Genomic DNA, 25,010 nt, shown 5'->3' on the forward strand with positions numbered 1-25,010 from the left:
CTTGTCCCAAAGGGATTTCCTTCGGTCAGGTCGGCCCTGCGGGAAAGCTCGTTTGTTACGTTGACTACACCGCCTGGGGATAGAGGTGGGCGATGCCTTCGGGTGTCCGGGCATCGTCCTCGAAACTGACGAACTCCCAGGCACTGGCGTCGGCCAGCAGGGCGCGCAGCAGACGATTGTTCATGGCATGCCCCGACTTATGGGCCGAGAAGGCCGCCAGGAGAGGCGCACCCGCCAGGTAGAGATCCCCGACCGCGTCCAAAACCTTGTGTTTGACAAACTCGTCGGCATAGCGCAGGCCGTCAGCATTGAGCACCCGGTATTCGTCCATCACGATAGCGTTGTCCAGACTCCCCCCCAAGGCCAGGCCCTGTTCCCGCAAAGCCTCCACGTCCTGGGTAAAACCGAAGGTGCGGGCCCGCGCCACCTCATGAACATAGGAATTTTCGGCAAAGTCGATGGTGACCTCGGACCCGGTCTGATCCACCGCCGGATGGCTGAAGACGATGGAAAAGGAGAGACGGAAGCCATCGTGGGGCTCCAGACGCGCCCACTTGTCGCCCTCTCGCACTTCCACGGGCTTTTTCACTCGCAGGAACTTCTTGGGAGCGTTCTGCTCCTCAATGCCCGCCGATTGCAACAGGAACACGAAGGGCGCGGCCGAGCCATCCATGATGGGAATCTCGGCGGCATCCACGTCTATATGAAGATTGTCGATACCCAGCCCCGCCAGGGCCGACATCAGATGCTCCACCGTCCCCACCTTGACGCCGTCCCGCTCCAGGCAGGAGGCCATGCGGGTGTCGCCGACCCCGAAGGGATCGGCCCGCAACTCCACCGGCGGCACCAGATCCACGCGATGAAAGACGATGCCGGTACCCGGGGCGGCCGGGCGCAGCACCAGGGTCACCTTGGCGCCGGAATGGAGTCCGACGCCGGTGGCTTTAATCAGGGATTTGAGGGTACGCTGCTTGAGCATGGGGCCGATTTTAACGCACACGCCGCCCCGGGCGGAGGCGACTCACCCGGGGCGGCGCGGTGCGCTGGCGGATTCCAGTCGCGATTCAGTCGGCCTGGCGACGCAGAAAGGCAGGGATGTCGTACTTGTCCATGCCACTGGCTTCCATGTCCCGTACTGCCGTGTTGCGGGCACCGCGGCCATGGATCACCGATGACAGGGTGCCACCGGCATCTCCCGCCGACCCGACCATATCAACCGACGAGCCGTCATAGGTGCCGGTGCGCAGGCCCATGGTCGGCATCTCCACCGGCTTAAGAATCGGTTGACGCTTGGCGACCTTGACGCCCAGGCCGGTAGCCACCACGGTCACCCGCAGCGTGTCCTCCATGGCGTCATCGAAGACCGTGCCGAAAATGATCGTGGCGTCCTCAGCGGCATAGGTCTTGATGGTGCTCATCACCTCCTTGACCTCCTTCATGCCCAGAGAGTGGCTGGCGGTGATATTCACCAGCACACCCCGGGCGCCGGACAGTTCGATGCCTTCCAGCAGGGGGCTGGCCACGGCCTGGTCGGCGGCGATGCGGGCCCGATCCACCCCGGAGGCGGCGGCGGAGCCCATCATGGCCTTGCCCATTTCGCCCATGACGGTTTTCACGTCCTCGAAGTCCACGTTCACCAGGCCGGGAATGTTGATGATCTCGGCGATGCCGCCCACCGCGTTCTTGAGCACATTGTCGGCGGCCTTGAAGGCGTCCTTCATGCCAACATCCTCGCCGAGCACTTCCATCAACTTCTCGTTGAGCACCACGATCAGGGAATCCACATTCTGGGCCAGCTCGGTCAGGCCCTCATCGGCCAGACGCAGTCGATTGCCCTCGAAATCGAAGGGTTTGGTGACGACGGCCACGGTGAGGATGCCCAGTTCCCGTGCCACTTCTGCGACAATGGGCGCGGCGCCGGTGCCAGTGCCGCCGCCCATGCCGGCAGTAATGAAGGCCATGTGGGCGCCCTCCAGGGCCGCGGCAATCTGATGCCGCTCGGCGTCGGCCAGCTCTCTCGCCTTGCCCGGCTTGCCGCCGGCACCCAGACCCGGCCCCAGTTGCAGCTTGATGGCTGCGCTGGAGTGTTTCAACGCCTGGGCATCGGTATTGGCGCAGATGAACTCAACGCCCTGCACATTCTCCCGGATCATGTGCTCGACGGCATTGCCGCCGGCACCACCGACCCCGATCACCTTGATCACGGTGCGATTCGGATCCAGCTCTGCCGTAATTTCTTCCAATTCAAACATTCTCGCCTCCTTCAATAGCCACTAACCGATTTCAACATGGGTCACGGGAAGCGCATCGGGAGAATAAAGAAGGATGTTGATTTCATTCCCCGGGATTCCCGCTGTGCCATGACTCAAAAATTCTTTTCGAACCAGGACCGCATCCTGCTCAATACCTGACGCAGGGACCGCGTGTCCCGTGCCTTCAAACCCCGCTTGCGCTGGGCCTGCCCCTCAAGCAACAGCCCCATAGCTGTGGAATAACGGGGATTGCGCACCATGTCCTTCAGGTTGCCCTCGTAGTGGGGCATGCCCAGCTTCACCGTGTTGTGGAAGATTTCCTCGCCCAACTCGGTCATGCCCGGCATCTGGGAAGAGCCGCCGGTCAGCACAATGCCGGCCCGCAACAGGCGCTCGTAGCCGCTGCGCATGACTTCCTCATGAACCTTCTGGAAGATTTCCTCCACCCGTGGCTGGATGAAGCCGGCCAGGGTCTGGCGCGACAGGGTGGTGGAGGGACGATCGCCCACCCCCGGCACCTCCAGCATTTCCTCCGGGTCGGCCAGTTGCTGCAGGGCCACGCCATAGCTCAGCTTGATCTCTTCGGCATCCTGGGTCGAGGTGCGCAGGGCAATGGCGATGTCAGAGGTGACCTGATCCCCGGCGATGGGGATCACCGCCGTATGGCGAATTGCCCCCTGGGTGAAGATGGCGATGTCCGTGGTGCCACCACCGATGTCCACCAGACAGACCCCCACGTCCTTCTCATCCTCGGTCAGCACCGCATAGCCGGAGGCCAGGGGTTGCAGCACCAGGTCCACCACCTCCAGGCCGCAACGATGCACGCACTTGACGATGTTCTGCACGGCGGTGACGGCGCCAGTGACCAGATGCACCTTGACCTCCAGTCGCTTGGCGTCCATGCCGATGGGCTCTTTCACCCCGTCCTGGCCGTCCACGATGAACTCCTGCACCAGGGTATGGAGGATCTGGTCATCGGCGGAAATGGGCGTGGCATTGGCGGCCTCGATGGCCCGGGCCACGTCGTACTGTGCCACTTCCTTGTCCTTCACCACGGCCATGCCGTTGGAGTCCTTGCTCTTGATGTGGCCGCCGGCAATGCCGGTATAGACTTCCCTGACCTTGCAGCCAGTCATCAGCTCCACTTCCTGCACGGCCCGTGAGATGGAATTCACCGTGGCCTCGATATTGACCACCATGCCCTTTTTCAGCCCCTCCGAGTCCTGGCTGCCGGTGCCCAGCACCGAGAGTCGCCCCTCCTGGTCCAGTTCGGCGACGATGGCGACGATCTTGGAGGTGCCGATATCCAGGCCAACGATCAAATCCCTGTTTTCCTTGCTCATGTCTGTGGTGCCTTGTCAGCGGGGCGGCTACGCAGAGCGAAGCCGTTGGGATAGCGCATATCGATCATGCCCGCATGATTGCCGGTCAGCCGCAGGGCTTCCCGGTAGTTGGCGACAAAGCGGTCGAGACGCTCCGCCACGGGATGTTTGGGTTCTTCACGCCCAAGTTCGAGCACCAGGCCATCATCCAGGCGCAATTGCCAGGCCTGCCGGGGCGACAGGCTCAGGGCACGGGGATGCCGGCCGATGCCCTCTAGGGCGATGGCAAATGCCCGGTAGCGCTCCAGAATTTGCGGCGCGCTCCCCTCGGGGCCGGCAAAATCCGGCAATTCCTGATCCACGGCAGCGGTGAAGATTTCCCCCTGTTGGTTGACCAAGCGGTATTCGCCGTCGTTCTGGCGCCAGCGGGCCGCCGCCACCTGCTCCTCAATGGATAACTCCAGTGCATCGGGCCACACCCGTCGCACCTCGGCTCGCCGTACCCAAGGCAGCTTCTCGAAGGCCTCCCGAACCCCCTCCAGATTCACGGTGAAGAAATTGCCGGTCACCGCCCCCCGGGCCGCATATTCCAGTTGCAGACGGGTGACCTGTTTCAGATCGCCCTGCACCACCACCTGGCGCAAGGGAAACAAGGGCAGGCGCTGGAAGGCCAGAAGGCTGGCCCAGAGCAGGGCCACCGCCCCCGCCAGCAGCAACAGGTCGGAGACGAAATTCATCAGCGGCGGCTTATCCCAGAAGCCCTCCACCGGCGCTTTCTGGGGGCGGGTCGAGCGAGCGGGCCTAGCCAAGGGTCGCCTCCCTCAGGACCTGGACCACCAGTTGCTCGAAGCCGATCCCCTCCGCCCGGGCCGCCATGGGCACCAGGGAATGGTCGGTCATTCCCGGAGCGGTATTGGCCTCCAGGGCAACGATGCGCCGTTCGCCGTCCATCATCATGTCCACACGCCCCCAGCCACGGCCGCCGATGACATTGAAGGCGGCCAGGGCCAGGTCCTGCATTTCCTTTTCCTGGGCGGTATCAAGACCGCTGGGGATGCGATATTCGGTGTCATCGCGCAGATACTTGGCGTCGTAGTCGTAGAACTCGGTGGCAGGCACGATGCGAATCACCGGCAAGGCTCGGGCCTTGTGGCCGCTGCCGAGGATGCCGACGGTGAATTCGCCGCCGGACATGTAGCGCTCCGCCAGCACGATACTGTCGTAGCGCGCGGCCTCGTGGTAGGCGGCGGCCAGGGTGCCGACATCCTTGACCTTGGTGATGCCGATGGAGGATCCCTCGTTGGCCGGCTTGACAAACAGGGGCAGCCCCAACTGGTGCTCGATCGCGGCAAAGTTGCTGCGAGCATCGAGCAGGACGAAATCCGGAACCGGAATGCCCGCGGCGCGCCATACCAGCTTGGTGCGCCACTTGTCCATGGCCAGGGCCGAGGCCAACACACCACTGCCGGTATAGGGGATGCCCATCAGTTCCAGCGCCCCCTGGAGACAGCCATCCTCACCGCCCCGCCCGTGCAGGGCGATGAAGGCCCGCTGAAAGTGCTCTTCGCGCAAGGCGGAAAGGGGCTTTTCCCGGGGGTCGAAGGCATGGGCATCCACCCCTACGCCCCGCAGCGCCTTGAGCACGGCGGAGCCGCTTTTCAAAGAGACCTCCCGTTCGGCGGAGTCGCCGCCGAACATCACCGCCACCTTGCCGAAATTGCTGCTGCTCACCGTAGTTCCTCGCCCACGATCCGCACCTCGCGAACCAGCCTGACACCGAATTTTCCCCGGACTTCGGCCTGGATCAGGCCGATCAGGGTTTCTATCTCGGATGCCCTGGCATTGCCGTCCGGATTAACGATGAAATTCGCGTGCTTTTCGGATACCTGCGCCCCGCCCACGCGGCGCCCCTTCAGGCCCGCCGCCTCGATCAGGCGGGCGGCATGGTCCCCCGGCGGATTGCGGAACACCGATCCGGCATTGGGCAGTTGCAGAGGCTGGCTGGCCAGCCGGGTCTCCAGCAGCTGGCGGATACGCTCCCGGGCTGCTTCCCCATCCCCGGCGGGGAAGCGCAGCCAGGCGGCGGCGAAGATTTCGTCCGTGCTGGCCTTGAGGCCCACATGGCGATAGGTGATGGCGAAATCCTCCGGCTGGCGCTCCACCTTCCGCCCCCGGCGATCCAGCATCAGCACCCGCTCCACATGATTCCAGGTCTCGCCCCCGTGGCAGCCGGCATTCATCGCCAGGGCGCCCCCCAGGGTGCCGGGAATGCCCGCCAGGAACTCGGCATCGGCCAAACCCAGGTTGGCGGCGAAACGGGCCAGCTTGGGCGAGGCCACGCCGGCTTCGGCATAGAGGCTGCCATCGGGTTCCTGGCGCAAGCCGTTGAGGACGCCATGGGTGAAGACAGCCGTGCCTTCGAAACCCCCATCCCGCACCAGCAGGTTGGAGCCCAGACCCACCAGCAACAGGGGCTCGTCGTGACGCAGGCGTCCGAGGAAATCCGCCAGATCATCCAGATCCGCAGGGAAATAAGCCCGGGCCACGACGCCACCCGCCCGCCAGGAAACATGGCGAGCCATGGGCTCGTCCAGCCTGAATTCGCCTCTCATCCCTCGCCCCGCGCCAACTTACCCGATACGGCGCCGATGGAACCCGCGCCCATGGTCATCACCACGTCACCGTCCCGGGCCGTTTCCAAAATCACTCGGGGCAGATCGGCGATGTCCTCCACGAACAGCGGCTCCACCCGGCCCGCCACCCGCAGTGCACGCGCCAGGGAACGGCTGTCGGCGGCAACGATGGGCGCCTCACCGGCGGCATAGACCTCCGCCAGCAATAGGGCGTCCACCTCCGCCAGAACCTTGACGAAATCCTCGAAGCAGTCCCGGGTGCGGGTATAGCGATGGGGCTGAAAGGCCAGCACGATGCGCCGCCCCGGAAAGGCGCCCCGGGCGGCGGCCAGGGTGGCGGCCATTTCCGCCGGATGGTGACCATAATCATCGATCAGGGTGAAGGCGCCGCCACTGGCCAGGGGCACCTCGCCATAACGCTGGAAGCGCCGGCCCACGCCCTTGAAGTCCGCCAGGGCGGCAACGATCAAGGCATCCGGCACCCCCACCTCGGTGGCCACGGCGATGGCCGCCAGGGCATTCTGCACATTGTGCAGGCCGGGCAGGTTGAGCACCACCGGGAAGCGTACCGTGCTGCCATTCACCCGTACGCAGTCAAAGCGCATGGTGCCGCCATCGGCAACGATGTTCTCGGCCCGCACATTGGCCTCGGCCGCCAGGCCGTAAGTGATGATCTGCTTGGAGACCCGGGGCATGATCTCCCGCACATGGGGATCGTCCAGGCACAGCACCGCCACCCCGTAGAAGGGCAGGCGGTGGAGAAAATCCACGAAGGCCTGCTTGAGACGGCCGAAGTCGTGGCCGTAGGTCTCCATGTGATCGGCGTCGATGTTGGTCACCACCGAGATCACCGGGGACAGGAACAGGAAGGAGGCGTCGGACTCGTCCGCCTCGGCCACCAGGAAATCCCCCTGCCCCAGGGCGGCGTTGGCCCCGACCGAGTTGAGTCGCCCCCCGATGACGAAAGTGGGATCCAGGCCGCCGCCGGCCAGCACGCTGGCCACCAGGCTGGTGGTGGTGGTCTTGCCATGAGCGCCGGCGATGGCGATGCCCTGCTTGAAGCGCATCAGCTCCGCCAACATCTGGGCACGGGGCACCACCGGAACATGCCGCTCCCGGGCTGCCATCACTTCCGGGTTGTCCTCCTTGACGGCGGTGGATACCACCACCGCGTCCACATCGGTCACCCGTGCAGCATCGTGGCCGATGCCGATGGGCACCCCTATCCCCGCCAGACGGCGCGTCGCCGCGCCTTCCGCCAGATCAGAACCACTCACCTGGAAGCCCTGGTTGACCAGCACCTCGGCGATGCCGCTCATGCCGGACCCGCCTATGCCGACAAAATGGATGCGACGGACTTTGTGTTTCATGATTTTGCGGTGAGAGGTGAGAAGTTAGGGGTGAGAAGCGGCAGGGTCATATTCTGGACGTGCCTTACCCATTCGATACAAGGACAAGCACCCAAAATCCAGACGTTTTTACCCCTCACTTCCCCTCCCTCAGTCCTCACGCTTCCCCCTGGCTTCTTCCATGCAGACCCGGGCCACCGTAACCGTGGCGTCCGGCTTGGCCATGTCCCGCGCACGACGGGCCATTTCCAGCAACTGGGGACGGGAGTAGTTACGCAGCAGAGACAGGGTCTCCGGCTGCAATTCTTCCTGGGGCAACAGCACCGCAGCCCCGGCCTGGGACAGAAAGAGGGCATTGGCAGTCTGGTGATCATCCACCGCATGAGGAAAGGGCACCAGGACACTGGCCACTCCCGCCGCCGCCAGTTCGGCCACGGTCAGGGCACCGGCCCGGCAGACCACCAGATCGGCCCATGCGTAGGCCTCGGCCATATCGGCGATGAAGGGGGCCAGTCGCGCTTCGACCCCGGCCTCGGCGTAGCAGGCGCGCAGGTCCTCGATATGCTTCTCTCCGGACTGATGCCAGACCTCTGGCCGTTCCTCGGTGGAAATCCGGGCCAGCCCCGCCGGCAGGGTCCGATTCAGCACCTGGGCGCCCAGACTGCCTCCCAGCACCAGCAGTCGCAGGGGCCCCTCCCGCCCGGCCAGGCGCTCATCCGGCGCTGGCAAGTGGCTGATCTCGGGACGCACCGGATTGCCCACCCATTCGCCGCCGCGCAGAACTCCGGGGAATCCGGTCAACACCCGCTTCGCCAGCCGCGCCAATACACGGTTGGCCAGGCCTGCCACCGAATTCTGCTCATGGAGCACCAGCGGCCGACCGGTAAGGGCCGCCACCAGACCGCCGGGGAAGGTGATGTAGCCCCCCAGCCCGAGCACCACGTCGGGCTGCACCCGCCTCATCTCACGCCAGGCCTGAAAACAGGCGAACAGAAGATTCAGGGGCAACAACAGCTTGCGCAGCAATCCCTTGCCCCGCAGGGCGGAAAAGCGCACCCAAGCCGTCTCGAAGCCCCGCTCCGGAATCAAGCGCGCCTCCATGCCTTCCGGATTGCCCATCCAGACCACCCGCCAGCCCAGGCTGCGCAGGTGATCTGCCACCGCCAGCCCCGGCATGATGTGCCCGCCAGTTCCGCCCGCCATGACGAGGATGGTCTTCATCTCACCCCCTCCTCCACTTTCGCGCAGCGAAAGTGCCGACTAGAAGCCCCGCCCCCGGGGCGGGGATGGGGGTGGGTCGTCCAGTTCCCCAGGGGGAGCCGCAGATTCATATGCGGATCCCCCGCATCATCGAGCGGTTCTCGTAATCCACCCGCAGCAGGATGGCCAGGGCCACGCAATTGGCCAGGATGCCGGAACCACCGAAACTCATCAGGGGCAGGGTCAGGCCCTTGGTGGGCAACAGCCCCATGTTGACGCCCATGTTGATGAAGGACTGCACTCCCAGCCAGATGCCGATGCCCTGGGCCACCAGACCACCGAACAGGCGGTCCAGGGCCAGGGCCTGGCGGCCGATGGCGAAGCAGCGCTGCACCACCAGGGCGAACAGACCCACCACCGCCACCACGCCGATGAAGCCCAGTTCCTCGGCAATCACCGCCAGCAGGAAGTCGGTATGGGCCTCGGGCAGGTAGAACAGTTTCTCGACGCTGGCCCCCAGGCCCACGCCGAACCATTCACCGCGACCGAAGGCAATCAGGGCATGGGACAACTGATAGCCCTTGCCGAAGGCATCCTGCCAGGGGTCCATGAAGCCGAACAGTCGCTCACGCCGATAGGGCGAGGTCCAGATCAGCACCACGAAGGCCACCAGCAGCACCAGGAAGAGGATGCCGAAGAGCCGGACATTGATGCCCCCCAGGAACAATATGCCCATGGCGATGCAGATGATCACCACAAAGGCGCCGAAGTCCGGTTCCCGCAGCAGCAGGGCCGCCACCAGGGTCATCACCACCGCCATGGGCACGAAACCACGGCGGAAGGAGTCCATGTCGGCCAGTTTCCGCGTCGTGTAGTCGGCGGCGTAGAGCACAGCGAACAGCTTCATCAGTTCCGAGGGTTGCAGATTCACCGGCCCCAGGGGAATCCAGCGCTGGGCGCCGTTGACCGCCCGGCCCACATGGGGCACCAGCACCAGGCCCAAGGCCACTACGCCGAGGACGAACAACCAGGGGGCCGCCTGCTGCCAGAAGCGCAGGGGAATCTGGAAGGCCACAGCACCGGCCACCAGGCCGATCAGCAGAAACATGCCATGGCGCACCAGGAAATAGGTGGAGGAATAGCCGGTGAACTTGCTGCCCTCGGCGGTAGCGATGGACGAGGAATAGACCATCACCAGACCCAGCATCAGGAGGCCCAGAGCCGGCCACAGCAGCCAGGGGTCCAGTTCCGCTGGCGAGGAGCGATGGACCGGGACGAAACGGGATGAGTTCAGGGCAACTGTCAAGGCGCCGACTCCAGGGCTTGCACCGCGGCCACAAAAACCAGGGCGCGATGTTCGTAGTTGCGGAACATGTCAAAACTGGCGCAGGCCGGTGACAAGAGCACCGCGTCACCCTCCTGGGCAGCCCGGCTGGCCAGTCGCACCGCCTCATCCATATCCGCCGCCTGATGAAAGGGGACGCCGCTTCCCGCAAGGATCTCAGCTATCTTCGGTCCGTCCCGGCCGATCAGCATCACAGCCCGGCAGTAGCGCGCAATCGCCAGACTCAGGGGCACGAAGTCCTGACCCTTGCCATCGCCCCCCGCAATGAGGACGATCCGTGGATCGTCTTCATTGCGGGGGGCCGGCATGGATTTACCTTCCCCCCACCCCCCTTCCCGTGGAAGGGGGTGACTAGTCACCTCCCCCGCCTGGCGGGGGAGGATGGGAGGGGGTGTCCTCGAATTCCCCATGGCCTTGGCGGCCATCTGGCCACCAAGGCCTTCCAAGGCTGCGACAGTTGCCCCCACATTGGTGCCCTTGGAGTCGTCGTAGTAACCGACGCCACCGATCTCGGCCACCTTCTCCACCCGATGGGGCAGACCACGGAAGCTGCGCAAGGCCTGCAGTCGACCCGCAGCAGGAAACCCCACCGCCTCCACCAGGGCCAGGGCAGCCATGGCGTTGGCAGCGTTGTGCAAGCCGGCGATGGGCAGAGCGGAAACCGGCAGCAGGAAGTGTTCCCCCTGGACGATCCAGGGCTCTCCTCCCCGCTGACCCAGGCCGAAATCCCGCTCGTCCCCCGGCGCATCCAGGCCAAAGCTGACCAGGGAGCGCCCTGCCAGAGCCATGCGCTTCACCCGTGCATCATCCCGGTTCAGCACCTGCACACCCCGCCCGGCGAAGATGCGGGCCTTGGCACTGGCGTATTCGTCCAGGTCGATGTAGCGATCCAGATGGTCGTCGCTGATGTTCAACACCGTGGCCGCATCGGCATCGAGACTGTCTACGGTTTCCAACTGAAAGCTGGACAGTTCCAGCACCCAGATATCCGGCAGCTCGCCCCGGTCCAGGGCGGCCATCAGGGCATGGAGGGCCGCCGGCGAGATGTTGCCGGCCACCCCGGTCATCTTGCCCGCCTCCCGACACAAATGGCCGGTCAGGGCCGTGGTGGTGGTCTTGCCGTTGGTGCCGGTAATGGCGATCACCCGGCTATAGGGGCCCTCATGGCCCCGCAGCCCCAGATCCTGCAGAGCCCAGGCGAACAGTTCGATCTCCCCCACCACCGGAATGCCCTGGGCCCGGGCATGGATCACCGCCATCAGGCCTCCGGACAAACCCGGCGAGAGGGCCAGCAGATCGATGCCGGCCAACAGCGCCTTGTCGAAACGCTCGTCGAGGGCAGAGCAGTGAAAGTCGACCTCCGGCACACTGCGGCGCAATTCGGACAGGAAAGGCGGTTCGGCGCGACTATCCAGCACCCGTACCCGGGCGCCCTGACGGGTACACCACTGAGCCATGGCCAGGCCGGATTCGCCGAGGCCGAGAACGAGGATGTGTTTGCCCGAAAGCTTCATCAGCGGATCTTCAGGGTGGACAGGCCGAACAGCACCAGCAGGATGGTGATGATCCAGAAGCGCACCACCACCTGGGTTTCCTTCCAGCCGCTCTGTTCGAAATGGTGATGCAGGGGCGCCATGCGCAGGATGCGGCGGCCCTCGCCATAGCGTTTCTTGGTGTATTTGAACCAGCCCACCTGGAGCATCACCGACAGGGTCTCGGCGACGAACACGCCGCCCATGATGAACAGCACGATCTCCTGGCGCACGATCACCGCCACCGTGCCCAGGGCGCCGCCCAGGGCCAGGGCGCCCACGTCGCCCATGAAGACCTCCGCCGGATAGGCGTTGAACCAGAGGAAACCCAGCCCAGCCCCCGCCAGAGCGGCGCAGAACACCGCCAGCTCGCCGGCGCCGGGGATGTGGGGCAGCAGCAGATACTTGGAGTACACCGCGTTGCCGGCCACATAGGCGAAAACCCCGAGGGCCGCCCCCACCAGCACGGTAGGCATGATGGCCAGACCATCCAGGCCGTCGGTCAAATTCACCGCATTGCTGGTGCCGACGATCACGAAGTAGCTCAACAGCATGAAACCGAAGACCCCCAGGGGATAGGTCACGGTCTTGAAGAAGGGCACGATCAGGTCCGCCTTGGCCGGCAGCTCCAGGGTGAAGCCGCTCATCGCCCAACGGAAGAACAGATCGAAGCCCCGATCGGCATCCGGCGACGAAACCGAGAAGGCGATATAGATGGCAGCCAGCATACCGATCAGTGACTGCCAGAAATACTTGGCCCCGGCGGAAAGCCCCTTGGGATTGCGATAGACCACCTTGCGCCAGTCATCCACCCAGCCCACCGCCCCATAGCCCAGGGTGACGATCAGCACGATCCAGACGAAGCGATTGGACAGATCGGCCCAGAGCAGGGTGGAGATTCCCAGGGAAATCAGGATCAGGCCGCCCCCCATGGTGGGAGTGCCGGCCTTGATCAAATGAGTCTGGGGTCCGTCGTCCCGCACCGACTGGCCGATTTTTTTGGCCGCCAGCCAGCGGATGAAGGCCGGCCCGGCGATGAAGGAAATGGTCAGGGCCGTCATGGTGGCCAGCACCGCCCGCAGGGTGATGTAGTTGAAGACGTTGAAGGCCCGCACGTCCTGGGCCAGCCAGCGGGCCAGTTCAAGCAGCATGATGGACTCCCGTGGTGAGTGGGGAGAAGTGACCAGTGAAGGGAGTCCTCCCCCCCGCACCCCGGATCGCGCCACGCGCATGTTCATTCATCTGTCGTTCCTCCAAGCACCCCATGTTCTTGCTCCTCGCCCATCTCAAGGGCTTCCACCACCCGCTCCATACGCATGAAGCGGGAGCCCTTGATCAGCACCGTGGTGTCCTCCCCCAGTTCCTGCAGCAGGGCAGCCAGTAGAGACTCGATGCGCTTGAAATGCTCACCGCCCTCGCCAAAGTTGGCGGCGGCGGCGGCCGAGAGATCCCCCAGACAGTAGAGCCGGTCGATACCCATACTCTTGGCGTAGCCCCCCAGCTCATCGTGAAACTGGCCACCGGCATGGCCAACCTCGCCCATGTCGCCAATAACCAGAATGCGCCGGCCCGGCAGCGCGGCCAGCACGTCCACGGCAGCCCGCATGGAATCCGGATTGGCGTTGTAGGTGTCGTCGATCAGCAGGGCGCCGTTGCGGCCTGGACGCTGTTGCAGCCGCCCCTTGACCCCGGTGTAGCGGCCCAGCGCCCCAAGGATGTTCGCCAGGGGAACACCGGCGGCCAGGGTCGCAGCCACGGCGGCAAGTGCATTGCGCGCATTGTGCAGACCGGGCAGGGGCAGCAGCAGTTCCGCCGACCCGGCCGGCGTCGCCAGGCTCATCCGGCTGGCGTAACCCTGGGACGTCACCTGTGCGCTGACTTCGGCAGGTCCATCCACCCCGAAACCGATCACCTCTCGACCGATATTTAAAGAGCGCCAGAGTTCCCCGTTGGGGTCATCGGCATTGAGCACCGCCACACCGTCGGCATCCAGGCCCTCGAAGATTTCCCCCTTGGCCCGGGCCACCTCCAGCAGGGAGCCCAGGCCCTCCAGATGGGCGCGCTGGGCGTTGTTCACCAGGGCCACGGTGGGCCGGGCAATGCGGGTCAGGTAGGCAATCTCGCCCCGGTGGCTCATGCCCATCTCGATCACCGCCGCCCGATGGCCGGGCCGCAACTTGAGCAGGGTCAGGGGCAAACCGATGTCGTTGTTGAGATTGCCCGCGGTGGCCAGCACCGACTCGTCGCTACCGTAATGGGCACGCAGGATGGCGGCGCACATTTCCTTCACCGTGGTCTTGCCGTTGCTGCCGGTGATGCCGATCAGGGGAATTTCGAAACCGGCGCGCCAGTGGGCCGCCAGCCGTCCCAAAGCCAGGCGGGTGTCATCCACCACCACCAGGGGCAAGGCCTCCCGGTCGGGCCGGCTCTCGGCCCAGACCCGATCCACCAGGGCGGCTGCCGCGCCCCGGGCCAGCACCTCGGCAACGAAATCATGGCCATCGAAGCGCTCGCCGCGCAGGGCCACGAAAAGCTCTCCCGAACCGATGCTGCGGGAGTCGGTGGAAACGGCGGAGAAAACAATTTCGCCCTGCTGGGTGTTTCCGGCGCAGGCCTGGGCCGCCTGTTGCAAATCCATCATGACCGTGTCTCCAGGGCAAGGCGCACCTGCTCGGCATCGGAATAGGGCTGGCGCACGCCGGCGATTTCCTGATAGGGCTCGTGGCCCTTGCCGGCCACCAGGATCACGTCCGTGGCGGCACTCTCAGCGACGATCCGCCGCACCGCCCGCCTTCGATCCAGTTCGATCTCCGGCGTAGCAGCCATGCCCGTGCAAATCGCGGCGATGATGGCCTCGGGGGACTCGCTGCGGGGATTGTCGCTGGTGAGCACCACCCGATCGGCCAGACGCTCCGCCACGGCGCCCATCAGAGGCCGCTTGCCCGGGTCACGTTCGCCACCGCAGCCGAACAGGCAGATCAGGCGTCCGCCCCGTTCCCGAGCGGTTTCCTTCAAAGTCATCAGGGCTTGCTCCAGGGCATCGGGGGAATGGGCGTAGTCCACCACCACCAGGGGATGGCGACCGCCCCCCTGAGATTCCATGCGCCCGGCAGGAGGGCGCAGGCGGGGCAGCACCGCCAAGGCCTCGTCCAGGGGAATATCGGCAGCGCGCAGGGCGCCCAGCACCGCCAGCAGATTGGCCACGTTGAAGCGCCCCACCAGGGCGGCCCGGGCCGGCAGGCCATTGACCCGGAAGTCGAGACCGGAATGCAGTTCCAGGTCCGTGGCGCCGAGCAACTCATCGGTCCCGCCGCTGCCCTGCTCCAGGGTATAGCCGATGGTACGCAGCCGTCCGCGCAAATCCTGGGCCAGTTGCCGGCCCAGAGCATCGTCCAGATTCAGCACTGCCGCCCGGAGTCCGGGCAGTTCGAACAGCCGGGCCTTGGCCTGCGCATAGGCGTCCATGCTGCCGTGGTACTCCAGGTGATCCCGGGTCAGGTTGGTGAATACCGCGACAGCGAAATGCGCACCGGCCACCCGCCCCTGATCCAGACCGATGGAGGACACCTCCATGGCGCAGGCTCGGGCTCCCTGGTCCCGGTAGTCGGCCAGGGCCTGGTGGAGGGTGATGGCATCCGGCGTGGTATTGGGACTGGACACCAGTGCACCGGGAAATCCATTGCCCAGGGTGCCGATCAGCGCACAGGGGCGACCCAGTTCAGCCAGGGCCTGGGCGATGAAGTGGGACACCGAGGTCTTGCCATTGGTGCCAGTGACACCCGCCAACCAGAGCTGTTCCGAGGGCCGCCCATAAACCAGATGGGCCAGATGCCCCACCTGGGCCGCCAGTTGAGGCACAGGCAGTACCGGCACGCCCAGGACCGGCAAAGGCTCAGCTCCGGCCGGCTCACAGAGCACGGCGGCAGCGCCCCGCGCTACCGCGTCAACCATGAAGCGGCGGCCATCGGCATGGGCGCCGGGATAGGCGACGAACACATCTCCCTGTTCCACCCGGCGCGAGTCGGCGCAGAGGCGGCGCACCCTTACCCCAAGGTCGGTCAGTTGGATGAGGATCTTGGCCGCCTGCGTCACATTTCCTCCTTCACATCGGCCAGGGCAGCCATCGTGGTGGGAGGCGACAGCGGCGCATCCTGGGGAGCGCCCAAGGTACGCAGGGCGCCCGCCATGACTCGTGAGAAGACGGGAGCCGCTACGTCGCCGCCGTAATAGATGCCATTGGAGGGCTCGTCGATCATCACCGCAATCACCAGCCGCGGATCCGAGGCCGGAGCAAAACCGACGAAGGAGGCCACGTACTTGTTGGCGTAGGCACCTCCGTCCAGCTTGTGGGCGGTGCCGGTCTTGCCCGCTACCCGATAACCGGGCACCCGGGCCTTTTGTGCCGTGCCGCCGGGCAGCACCACCAGTTCCAGCATGGAGCGCACTTCCCGTGCGGTCTGAGCCGAGAATACCGCCTTGCCCTGGGGAGGCGGCGCGTCCATCCGGGTCAGGGAGAGAGGAATCAGGTCACCATCCCGGGCAAAGGCCGTATAGGCTCGGGCCAGTTGTATCAGTGTCACGGAAATGCCGTGGCCATAGGCCATGGTGGCCTGTTCGATGGGCTGCCATTTCTTCCAGGGCCGCAGGCGACCGCCCACTTCGCCGGGAAAGCCCAGTTTCAGGGGCGTGCCGAAACCCAGACTGTCGAACATATCCCACATGGTCTCCGCAGGCATCGACAGGGCCATCTTGGCCGAACCCACGTTGGAGGATTTCTGGATCACCTGGGCCACGGTCAGGACCCCATGGACGTGAGCGTCATGGATGGTGGCATTCCCCACCACCAGGCGCCCCGGCGCGGTCTGGATTGCCGTGTCATAACGGTATTTACCTTTCTCCAGAGCCAGGGCTGCGGTGAAGGGCTTCATGGTGGAGCCGGGTTCGAAGGTGTCGGTAAAGGCCCGGTTGCGCAATTGAGCCCCCGCCAGGCGTTCCCGGTTGTTGGGGTTGTAGGCCGGCAGGTTGGCCAGCGCCAGCACTTCACCGGTCTTGGCGTCCAGCACCACGATGCCCCCAGCCCGGGCGCGATACTGCTCGATGGCCTGCTTCAGGCTGGAATAGGCCAAGTACTGAATCTTGTCGTCCAGGGCCAGCAACACATCCTTGCCCTCCTGGGGCGCGCGGATGGACTCCACGTCCTCGACGATATTGCCGCGCCGGTCCTTGATCACCCGGCGGCTGCCAGGCTTGCCCGCCAACATGTCATTGAAGGCCAGCTCCACGCCTTCCTGGCCCGCATCCTCGACACCGGTGAAACCCAGCACATGGGCCGTGACTTCCGCCACCGGGTAGTAGCGCCGATATTCCTGCTGCTCGTGGATGCCCGGCAGCTTCAGGGCTGCCACCCGATCCGCCACCTCCGGTGAGACCTGACGCTTGATGAAGACGAAATCCTTGTCCGAGGCCAGGCGACGATTCAGCTCCCGCAGGTCCATTTCCAGTAACTGGGCCAGGGTGCGGGCATCGGCGGGTTGCAGGCGGGCATCCTCGGGAATGGCCCAGATGGACTTGACCGGCGTGGAAATCGCCAGCACGTCACCGTGGCGGTCCAGAATGCGCCCCCGAGTGGCCGAGATGGACAGGGTACGTTCGTAGCGCGCCTCACCCTTGCCCTTGAGAAACTCGTTATTGATACCCTGCAGGTACAGGGCACGCCCCACCAGCGTCAGGAAACCCGCCAGCAGCAACCAGATCATCAGGCGGGCGCGCCAAGGCGGCACCGCCAGGGAGAGGACTGGGCTGTGGGAGAACTTCATGCCCCCCTCCCCTCCAGGACCACCACCTGATTGGGCGCCGGGGTCTTCATCTGCAACTTGTCCCGGGCGATGCGTTCGATGCGGGCATGGTTGGCCCAGGTGCTCTGCTCCAGTTGCAGCTGACCCCATTCCACTTCCAGATTGCGCATCCGGACCTGTTCTCGCTCCAGTTCGATGAACAGCTTGCGGGCCCGGTGGTTGGCGTCCACAGCAAACAGGGCAGCGGCTACCGCAATGGCGAGAAGAATGACGTTCAGCCTGACCATGGGCAGATCACAGCTTTTCCCCCACCCGCATCACCGCGCTGCGGGCCCTGGGATTGGCTTTCAGCTCGGCATCGCCAGCATGGACCGGCTTGCCCACCAGACGCAGCCGAGGCGGCGGCAAGTCGGCCGCCCGCACCGGCACGCCCTTGGGAGGCTGGGGAGGCCGCGCTTCGTCCCGCAGGAAATGCTTGACGATGCGATCCTCCAGGGAGTGAAAGCTGATCACCACCAGCCGCCCCCCCGGCTTCAGTCGCTTCATGGCCTGAGGCAGGCTTAGCGACAATTCCTCAAGCTCGCGATTGATGAAAATCCGTAAAGCCTGAAAGCTGCGCGTCGCCGGATGCTGACCCGGTTCCCGCGTGCGCACGGCTTTTTCCACGAGCGCGGCAAGTTGTCCGGTGCTTGTAATACCGCCTTCGATCCGAGCAGCAACAAGCGCCTTTGCAATCGCATGAGCAAACCGTTCTTCGCCATAGTCTCTCAGCACCTCCTCTATTTCCCGTTGATCCGCCCGCGCCAGCCATTCCGCCGCGGTCTCCCCCCGGGTCGTATCCATGCGCATATCCAGCGGCGCATCGAACCGGAAACTGAACCCCCGATTACCGTCATCCAACTGGGGGCTGGAAACCCCCAGATCCAGCAACACACCATCCACCTGGGCGATACCCAACTCGTCCAGTACCTGCCCCATATCGCCGAACCATGCATGAACCAGACTCAGGCGCGGATCGTCGATGTCCTGCCCGGCCGAGATGGCCATCGGATCCCGATCCAGGGAGACCAGACGGCCGGTCTGCCCCAGGCGGGCCAGAATCTCCCGACTATGACCACCGCGACCGAAGGTAGCATCCAGATAAACACCGTCGGGCTTGAGCGCCAGTGCCTCCACTGCCTCCGCCAGCAACACGCTGACGTGGCCGCCACTCACAAGGAAATACCCTCGAAACCCGGCGGCGACTCGCCACCCGCCAGGGCTGCGGCAGCCAGTTCCGGCAGGCCCTGCCAGTCAGCGTCGCTCCAGATTTCAAAATGGGTGCCCATGCCCACCATCCAGATCTGCTTTTCCAGGGCGGCATGACTGCGCAACTCGGGGGCGATCAACAGACGACCGGCGCCATCCAGTTGCTCGTCCCGGGCATTGCCCACCAAGACGCGCTTCAGTGCGGCGGATCGGGGATCGAAGCTGGGCGCAGCCAGGATGCGGTCGCGAATGGGAGCCCAGGCGGGCTCCGGGTAAAGCAGCAGGCAGCGATGGGGATGGGCGGTCAGCACCAGACGACCGCCCTCTGCGGCCAGGGCGTCACGATGCCGCGCCGGGACCGCCATGCGTCCCTTCGCATCAAGACTCAGCGCTATCGCCCCTTGGAACATCGCCCCTCCAGTTGAAGAAGGAAAATCACATGATTCCCCACCTTCACCCACTTTTCACCACTTTAGAGACAAGAATCGCCACGGTCAAGAGGAATAAGGAGTTTTTTCTGGCGCAACAAGGACTTATGCGTGGCGGCGCGACAAAACAGGAGAATTAATATTTCAATAAAATCAATAGATATAAACAGAAATCGAAAGTAAAACCTGAGAAATTGGCGGTAAGCAATGGCCACGGGAAGACATCACTTCATAACCCGTGGACCGCCCCCTCCATTACGCTGGAGCCCTTGGCGACGCCTTGTGCGGCGCCCGAAACTCAGCTCATGCCATCACGGCATTCAAGATCAAGCCGATGATCGCGCAGGCGACGATGACGTGAATGACATTGCGCTGGAAGTGAAACAGCGCAACAGCGGCGATCAGCGCGATCAAGGCCGACACCCCATCAAAACCGCCGCCGAAGCCCCTGGGCCAGAGCACGTGATAGCCGAAGAACAGCGCCAGGTTGAGGATCACGCCCACCACCGAGGCAGTAATGGCGGTGAGGGGAGCCGTGAATTTGAGATCGTTATGGGTGGTCTCGACCAGGGGCCCGCCCAGCAGGATGAAGACGAAGGACGGCAGAAAAGTAAACCAGGTCACCAGGCTGGCCGCCATCGCACCGGCCAGAAACAGGTTGTCCGGCCCGAACACCGACTTGACGTAAGCACCGACGAAACCGACGAAAGCCACCACCATGATCAGCGGCCCCGGCGTGGTTTCGCCCAGGGCCAGGCCGTCAATCATCTGGGTCGGCGTCAGCCAGCCATAGTGCCCGACGGCACCCTGGTAGACATAGGGCAATACCGCGTAGGCGCCGCCAAAGGTCAGCAGGGCCGCCTTGGTGAAGAACCAGCCCATCTGCGTCAGCGTATGGCCCCAGCCGTAGACGACGGTCAGCAGCTCCATGGGCACCAGCCACAGCAGCCCGCCGATGACGGCGACCTCCGCCACACGTCGCCATTGAAACCGGGCGTGGGCCGGCGTCGGCGTATCGTCGTCGATGAGGGCGCGACCGAAGGACTTATCGGCCTTGCCATGGCCGCCACCGGCCTTGAACTGATCCGGGGCGATCCGCCCGCCGACGTAACCGATCAGGGCCGCTGCCGCAACGATAGCCGGGAAGGGCGCGTCGAGGGCGAAAATGGCGACGAAGGAGGCTGCCGCCACGACCCACAGCGCACGGCTCTTCAAGGCTCGGGAGCCGATGCGGTGGGCTGCCTGGACCACAATGGCCGTCACGGCGGGCTTGATTCCGTAGAACAACCCGGCCACCAGCGTCGTCTCGCCGAAGGCGATGTAGACCCAGGACAGCGCAATCAGGATGAACAGGGAGGGCAGCACGAACAGCGCTCCGGCAACAATGCCGCCCCAACTGCGATGCATCAGCCAGCCGATGTAGGTAGCCAGTTGCTGGGCCTCGGGGCCGGGCAGCACCATGCAGTAGTTGAGGGCATGAAGAAAGCGTCGCTCCGAGATCCAGCGCCGCCGCTCCACCAGCTCCCGGTGCATGATGGCAATCTGCCCGGCCGGCCCGCCGAAACTGATGAAACCGAGTTTGAGCCAGAAGCGGAAGGCTTCCCAAAAACTGATAGGAAGAGGTGGAGCTCCAGCGGCCACCGGGAACATCGCGTCTGGCTCGTTCATGGTGCGGGCGCTCCTTGGGAAAGCTGGCGAAGGTGGGAAGTTCGCCGATAAGCCGGGTTCTGTCGTGGGCAGCCATTCCTCTGGGCCTGCCGTTACCGGCAGGCTCTAGCAGCCTACCCGGGAGCAGCGCGAGCAACGCTATCGCCCCCCTATTTGGCCTTGCCCCGGATGGAGGTTACCGTGCCGTCCGTGTCGCCACGTCCGCGGTGGGCTCTTACCCCACCGGTTCGCCCTTACCTGATCTCCTTGCGGAGCCATCGGCGGTATGTTTTCTGTTGCCCTGTTCGTCGCCTTGGGCCTCTTGCGAGGCTTGCTGCGCCCGGCCGTTAGCCGGCATCCTGCTCTATGGGGCCCGGACTTTCCTCCATGAACTTGTGCTCACAGCGGCTGCCTAGCGAACTTCCCGGCGTCTATTCTACGCTGGACCACGGGCACGGCCGTCAGATATCGAACTCCGGCGCCTCAACCTTGATCGAGTCAACGTGGATAAATATCGCCCGGGCCGTGGTCAGCACTTCACCAAGACCGTCCACACACTCTCCATGCACCCAGACTTTGCGCCCCTCCGTGCGTTCGATCCAGCAGCAAAAGCGCAGGGCCGCGCCCAACAGGGTGGGACGGCGGAAGTCGATGGTGAGGGAGGCCGTATAGCCACCCGTCTTGTTGATCAGATTGGCATTGGCAAACAACTGGTCATAGACCGCCGCCAGCACTCCACCATGAACGGTCCCAGGAGGCCCCTCATGCAGGACGCCAAAGCAGACATCGGCCACCAACCTGTTTTCCTGACGATGAAAATGCAAACGAGGCGCCACGGGATTGCAGGGACCGCTGACCGGACTGTAGGGCATCATCCATTCGATGCCTCCGCTCAGATCTCGCGGCTGATAGACCGGCAATACCGGGGCATCGCTGCGGAAACCCGCCATGGCCTTGTTCAGGTCAACGGTGAGCGCAGTCAGCGCCCGAATATCCTTGGCGTTGGCGTTTAGCCGGCGCAGATGTTCCAGGGTCTCGCACAGGGACAAGGCAAGTTCATGATAAGCCTGTTGGGCCGGATTCAACTGCATGAAAAACTCCGCAAAATACTGCCTCGGCAGACCCATTGCGGGCCCGCCACATCTATCTAGGGCGTCGATTTATTAATGGCCGCCTTGAATTTCAGTCCACCACCCTTGTCATCGAAGCTGCCGATCAGGGTGCCTGGTTCCCTCGGCGGCTCCTTGAAGACCTGCAACTGACACTTGCCGGTCTCCGTCACATACCAGCGCTTGCCCTGGCGCAGGATGTAGCCCCCTTCCAGGGACTGATAAACCTCCAGCTTGAAGCCAGCATCGTCCGGCGCGTCCTTCAGCCGATGGCGCCGCATGCATTCGGGCTGCCGGGTCACCACCATCGACAGCTCCCAGTCGCTCCAGGGCCAGGGCTTGTCCCGCAACAGGGACAGGGAGTGATCCCGATTGCCATTGATCATATAAGAGGCCGAATCGGCATCGCAGCCGGCCAATACCAAGGCCAGCAGACAGGGCAGGATATAGCGCACCATGGTTTTCATTCCGTCAGATCAAGCCTCCAGGCCACTGCCTCGCCGGCCCGCAGGGGCACCAAGGGATCTTCCGCCAGCATGGTCTGACTGGCCGGCACCGGCCAGGACCATCGCGCCAGAGTAATGCGCTCGGCATTGCGGGGCAGGCCGTAGAAATCGGGCCCATGGAAGCTGGCGAAAGCTTCCAGCCGGTCCAGGGCACCCGCCGCCTCGAAGGCCTCGGCATAGAGTTCGATGCCGGCATGGGCTGTATAGCAGCCGGCGCAGCCGCAGGCGGCCTCCTTGGTACTCCTGGCATGGGGGGCGGAGTCGGTGCCGAGGAAGAATTTCGGATTGCCGGAGACAGCCGCCGCCACCAGGGCCTGGCGGTGGGTCTCCCGCTTGAGAATGGGCAGGCAGTAGTGGTGGGGGCGGATGCCCCCGACAAAGATGGCGTTGCGGTTGAGCAGCAGATGGTGGGCGGTGATGGTCGCCGCCACGTTGCGCCCCGCCGTTGCAACAAACTGCACGCCTTCTCTGGTGGTGATGTGTTCCAGCACTACCTTGAGGGCCGGAAAGTCCTTCAGCAGTGGCGACAGCACCGTATCGATGAATACCGCCTCCCGGTCGAAGACATCCACCGCCGGGTCGGTGACCTCGCCATGGATCAGCAGGGGCAGACCCAGGGCCTCCATGCGGGCCAGGGTAGCAGCGCATTTCAGCAAATCGGTGACACCGGCATCGGAATTGGTGGTGGCGCCGGCAGGATAGAGCTTCACCCCATGAACGAAGCCACAATCCCGGGCGGCGTCGATCTCGGCCGGCGGCGTGTTGTCCGTCAGGTACAGGGTCATCAGGGGCTCGAAAGCCATGCCCGTCGGCACGGCGGCGAGGATGCGCTCCCGATAAGCGGCGGCCTGGGCCACCGTGGTGACCGGCGGCTTCAGGTTGGGCATGACGATGGCACGAGCGAAGCGGCGGGCCGTGTCAGGCAGTACCGCCTTCAGGATCGCGCCATCGCGCAAATGCAGATGCCAGTCGTCCGGGCGGGTCAGGGTCAGGGTTTCCATAGGCCGAAATTATAAATCCTTGATCTCCAGTGCCCGCTGATAAAGGGCATTCTTCGCCGCGCCGGTAATTTCCGCTGCCAGCCGGGCCGCCTGTTTCACCGGCAGATCGTCCAGCAGCAGCTTCAAGATCCGCTCCGTCCCCGGGTCGAGGCCCTCCCGGGGCGGTGGAGCGGAGACGATCAGCACAAACTCCCCCCGCTGGCGGTTGTCGTCGGCGGCAAACCAGACAACGGCCTCCTTCAGGGGCAGGCGCACGATCTGCTCGAAAAGCTTGGTCAGTTCCCGGGCCACCACCAGTTCCCGGCTTGGTTCCAGCAGAGCTGCCAGATCGGCCACGCACTCCGTCACCCGGTGGGGCGCCTCGTAGAACACCAGGGCGGCAGGAATGCCGGCCAGGGCCGCAATCTCGGCCTGCCGGGCGGCGGACTTGGCGGGCAGGAAACCAACGAAAAGGAAGCGTTCGTCCATCAGCCCCGAGGCGGACAAGGCCGTGATGGCCGCGTTGGGCCCGGGCAGGGGCACCACCGGGAACCCCGCTGCCTGCACCGCCGCCACGGCCCGGGCGCCGGGATCGGAGACGGCCGGGGTGCCAGCGTCGGAAATCAGGGCCACGGACTGGCCCTGGCGCAGCCGCTCCACCAACTTGGCACCGGCCTCCCGCTCATTGTGCTGATGCACCGCCATCGTCGTCGCCTTGATGCCATGGTGATCCAGTAGACGCCGGGCATGGCGGGTGTCCTCACAGGCCACCACATCCACCGTCCTCAGTATCTCAAGGGCACGCAGGGTGATGTCGCCCAGATTGCCCAGAGGCGTCGCCACCACATACAATGCTGGTGTCCTATTAGCGCTATTCGTCATGTCGTTCATGGAACGCATTGTCCGGTGGGCCGACAGCCCACGCAAGTCGGCCCCGGCCCGAGGTGCCGCCGCCGAAGTCCTGGCAGCCATCCACCTGGCCCGCCGGGGTGTGAAAATTCTGGCGCGCAACTACCGCATCAAGGGCGGGGAGATAGACCTGATCGGACGGGAAGGCCAGGTGCTGCTGTTCATCGAGGTGCGCCTGCGCAGCCGCTCCGACTTCGGCGGCGCAGGCGCGAGCATCACGCCTGCCAAGCAACGTCGACTGGTACTGGCGGCTGCCCATTACCTGCAAGGCCACGGCGAACAGGCCTGCCGTTTCGATTGCGTGCTGCTGGATGGCCTCGATGGCGACCGGATCGAGTGGATACGCGATGCGTTTCGCACGGATTAGCCTCCTCTCCACGCTCTGCCTGCTATCCATGGCGACTGCGGCCGAAAGTATCCGACTGCTGGTGCAAAGCTCGCCCCTGGCAGGTTTCCAGTATTACGCCGGCACTGCCCACTGGGAGGAAATGCGCCCCGGGGACCGGCTGGACCTGATACGGGAGCCGGACAATCCCCATGACCCCCGGGCGGTGCGGGTGGAATGGCGGGGCGATAAGCTGGGTTACCTGCCCCGCAAGGAAAACCAGGCCGTGGCGGCGGAAATGGACCGGGGCGGCCAGGTGGAGGCCCGCATCGCCCGCCTGCGCCAGCACCGCAACCCCTGGCAGCGGGTGCTGATCGAGGTATATGTGACGCTTTGAGGGACTTATTCGTGGGTCCATGCCGGGATCAGC

At 64.6% G+C, this 25,010-nt stretch carries 24 protein-coding genes and 1 other RNA gene; 2 read left to right on the forward strand and 23 right to left on the reverse strand.

The window, feature by feature from the left end; translation table 11 throughout:
- Positions 1–64: 64 nt before the first annotated feature.
- The 23 genes from lpxC to rsmI all read right to left on the reverse strand — a co-directional run bounded on the left by lpxC (position 65) and on the right by rsmI (position 24,237).
- Positions 65–979, reverse strand: a complete 915-nt coding sequence (gene lpxC, locus DENOEST_RS14575; protein WP_145770772.1) for a UDP-3-O-acyl-N-acetylglucosamine deacetylase — start codon at positions 977–979, stop codon at positions 65–67.
- Between the two features lie 85 nt (positions 980–1,064).
- Positions 1,065–2,252 (reverse strand): cell division protein FtsZ, encoded by a 1,188-nt coding sequence (ftsZ, locus tag DENOEST_RS14580; protein WP_145770773.1) that lies wholly within the window; start codon positions 2,250–2,252, stop codon positions 1,065–1,067.
- A gap of 113 nt (positions 2,253–2,365) precedes the next feature.
- Complete coding sequence (gene ftsA, locus DENOEST_RS14585) at positions 2,366–3,595, reverse strand: cell division protein FtsA (RefSeq protein ID WP_145770774.1); 1,230 nt, start codon at positions 3,593–3,595, stop codon at positions 2,366–2,368.
- Complete coding sequence (locus DENOEST_RS14590) at positions 3,592–4,383, reverse strand: cell division protein FtsQ/DivIB (RefSeq protein WP_197970631.1); 792 nt, start codon at positions 4,381–4,383, stop codon at positions 3,592–3,594. Before DENOEST_RS14590 ends, ftsA begins: the two co-directional genes overlap by 4 nt.
- Entirely contained in the window at positions 4,376–5,305 is a 930-nt protein-coding gene (locus DENOEST_RS14595) for a D-alanine--D-alanine ligase (RefSeq protein ID WP_145770775.1), read from the reverse strand. Before DENOEST_RS14595 ends, DENOEST_RS14590 begins: the two co-directional genes overlap by 8 nt.
- The gene (gene murB, locus DENOEST_RS14600) at positions 5,302–6,186 is read right to left on the reverse strand and encodes a UDP-N-acetylmuramate dehydrogenase (protein WP_145770776.1); all 885 of its coding nucleotides are present in this window, start codon (positions 6,184–6,186) and stop codon (positions 5,302–5,304) included. Before murB ends, DENOEST_RS14595 begins: the two co-directional genes overlap by 4 nt.
- The gene (gene murC / locus DENOEST_RS14605; RefSeq protein ID WP_145770777.1) at positions 6,183–7,577 is read right to left on the reverse strand and encodes a UDP-N-acetylmuramate--L-alanine ligase; all 1,395 of its coding nucleotides are present in this window, start codon (positions 7,575–7,577) and stop codon (positions 6,183–6,185) included. Before murC ends, murB begins: the two co-directional genes overlap by 4 nt.
- Positions 7,578–7,706: 129 nt before the next feature.
- Complete coding sequence (gene murG, locus DENOEST_RS14610; RefSeq protein WP_145770778.1) at positions 7,707–8,777, reverse strand: undecaprenyldiphospho-muramoylpentapeptide beta-N-acetylglucosaminyltransferase; 1,071 nt, start codon at positions 8,775–8,777, stop codon at positions 7,707–7,709.
- Positions 8,778–8,883: 106 nt separating this feature from the next.
- Positions 8,884–10,062: a putative lipid II flippase FtsW gene (gene ftsW, locus DENOEST_RS14615; protein ID WP_197970632.1), complete on the reverse strand. Its 1,179-nt coding sequence runs from the start codon at positions 10,060–10,062 to the stop codon at positions 8,884–8,886.
- Positions 10,059–11,615, reverse strand: coding sequence for a UDP-N-acetylmuramoyl-L-alanine--D-glutamate ligase (gene murD, locus DENOEST_RS14620; RefSeq protein WP_232096516.1), 1,557 nt, complete (start codon positions 11,613–11,615; stop codon positions 10,059–10,061). Before murD ends, ftsW begins: the two co-directional genes overlap by 4 nt.
- Complete coding sequence (gene mraY, locus DENOEST_RS14625) at positions 11,615–12,784, reverse strand: phospho-N-acetylmuramoyl-pentapeptide-transferase (RefSeq protein WP_145770779.1); 1,170 nt, start codon at positions 12,782–12,784, stop codon at positions 11,615–11,617. The genes murD and mraY overlap by 1 nt, the downstream gene beginning before the upstream one ends.
- Positions 12,785–12,867: 83 nt before the next feature.
- Positions 12,868–14,274 carry a UDP-N-acetylmuramoyl-tripeptide--D-alanyl-D-alanine ligase gene (locus DENOEST_RS14630; RefSeq protein ID WP_145770780.1) on the reverse strand — a complete coding sequence of 469 codons (1,407 nt, stop codon included), beginning with the start codon at positions 14,272–14,274 and terminating at the stop codon, positions 12,868–12,870.
- A complete protein-coding gene (locus DENOEST_RS14635; RefSeq protein ID WP_145770781.1) occupies positions 14,271–15,725 on the reverse strand; it encodes a UDP-N-acetylmuramoyl-L-alanyl-D-glutamate--2,6-diaminopimelate ligase in 1,455 nt (484 codons plus the stop codon). Before DENOEST_RS14635 ends, DENOEST_RS14630 begins: the two co-directional genes overlap by 4 nt.
- Positions 15,722–17,449: a peptidoglycan D,D-transpeptidase FtsI family protein gene (locus DENOEST_RS14640; RefSeq protein ID WP_145770782.1), complete on the reverse strand. Its 1,728-nt coding sequence runs from the start codon at positions 17,447–17,449 to the stop codon at positions 15,722–15,724. Before DENOEST_RS14640 ends, DENOEST_RS14635 begins: the two co-directional genes overlap by 4 nt.
- Positions 17,446–17,715: a cell division protein FtsL gene (gene ftsL, locus DENOEST_RS14645; RefSeq protein ID WP_145770783.1), complete on the reverse strand. Its 270-nt coding sequence runs from the start codon at positions 17,713–17,715 to the stop codon at positions 17,446–17,448. The genes DENOEST_RS14640 and ftsL overlap by 4 nt, the downstream gene beginning before the upstream one ends.
- A 7-nt stretch (positions 17,716–17,722) precedes the next feature.
- Positions 17,723–18,643 carry a 16S rRNA (cytosine(1402)-N(4))-methyltransferase RsmH gene (rsmH, locus tag DENOEST_RS14650; protein ID WP_145770784.1) on the reverse strand — a complete coding sequence of 307 codons (921 nt, stop codon included), beginning with the start codon at positions 18,641–18,643 and terminating at the stop codon, positions 17,723–17,725.
- Complete coding sequence (gene mraZ / locus DENOEST_RS14655) at positions 18,640–19,086, reverse strand: division/cell wall cluster transcriptional repressor MraZ (RefSeq protein ID WP_145770785.1); 447 nt, start codon at positions 19,084–19,086, stop codon at positions 18,640–18,642. The genes rsmH and mraZ overlap by 4 nt, the downstream gene beginning before the upstream one ends.
- A gap of 321 nt (positions 19,087–19,407) precedes the next feature.
- A complete protein-coding gene (gene chrA / locus DENOEST_RS14660; RefSeq protein WP_145770786.1) occupies positions 19,408–20,772 on the reverse strand; it encodes a chromate efflux transporter in 1,365 nt (454 codons plus the stop codon).
- Between the two features lie 32 nt (positions 20,773–20,804).
- Positions 20,805–21,175: RNase P RNA component class A (gene rnpB / locus DENOEST_RS14665), an RNA gene on the reverse strand.
- A gap of 37 nt (positions 21,176–21,212) precedes the next feature.
- Positions 21,213–21,842 (reverse strand): PaaI family thioesterase, encoded by a 630-nt coding sequence (locus DENOEST_RS14670; RefSeq protein ID WP_170228199.1) that lies wholly within the window; start codon positions 21,840–21,842, stop codon positions 21,213–21,215.
- Positions 21,843–21,898: 56 nt separating this feature from the next.
- Positions 21,899–22,327 (reverse strand): hypothetical protein, encoded by a 429-nt coding sequence (locus tag DENOEST_RS14675; protein WP_145770788.1) that lies wholly within the window; start codon positions 22,325–22,327, stop codon positions 21,899–21,901.
- The gene (gene pyrC / locus DENOEST_RS14680; protein WP_145770789.1) at positions 22,324–23,367 is read right to left on the reverse strand and encodes a dihydroorotase; all 1,044 of its coding nucleotides are present in this window, start codon (positions 23,365–23,367) and stop codon (positions 22,324–22,326) included. Before pyrC ends, DENOEST_RS14675 begins: the two co-directional genes overlap by 4 nt.
- 9 nt (positions 23,368–23,376) lie before the next feature.
- Positions 23,377–24,237 (reverse strand): 16S rRNA (cytidine(1402)-2'-O)-methyltransferase, encoded by an 861-nt coding sequence (gene rsmI, locus DENOEST_RS14685; RefSeq protein WP_145770790.1) that lies wholly within the window; start codon positions 24,235–24,237, stop codon positions 23,377–23,379.
- Here rsmI and DENOEST_RS14690 point away from each other — a divergent pair.
- Positions 24,236–24,622, forward strand: a complete 387-nt coding sequence (locus DENOEST_RS14690) for a YraN family protein (protein ID WP_145770791.1) — start codon at positions 24,236–24,238, stop codon at positions 24,620–24,622. The genes rsmI and DENOEST_RS14690 overlap by 2 nt on opposite strands.
- On the forward strand, positions 24,603–24,977 hold the full coding sequence (locus DENOEST_RS14695) for an HIRAN domain-containing protein (RefSeq protein WP_145770792.1): 375 nt from the start codon (positions 24,603–24,605) through the stop codon (positions 24,975–24,977). Before DENOEST_RS14690 ends, DENOEST_RS14695 begins: the two co-directional genes overlap by 20 nt.
- The last annotated feature ends 33 nt before the right edge of the window (positions 24,978–25,010 follow it).

This window comes from Denitratisoma oestradiolicum (assembly GCF_902813185.1).
Classification (GTDB): domain Bacteria; phylum Pseudomonadota; class Gammaproteobacteria; order Burkholderiales; family Rhodocyclaceae; genus Denitratisoma; species Denitratisoma oestradiolicum.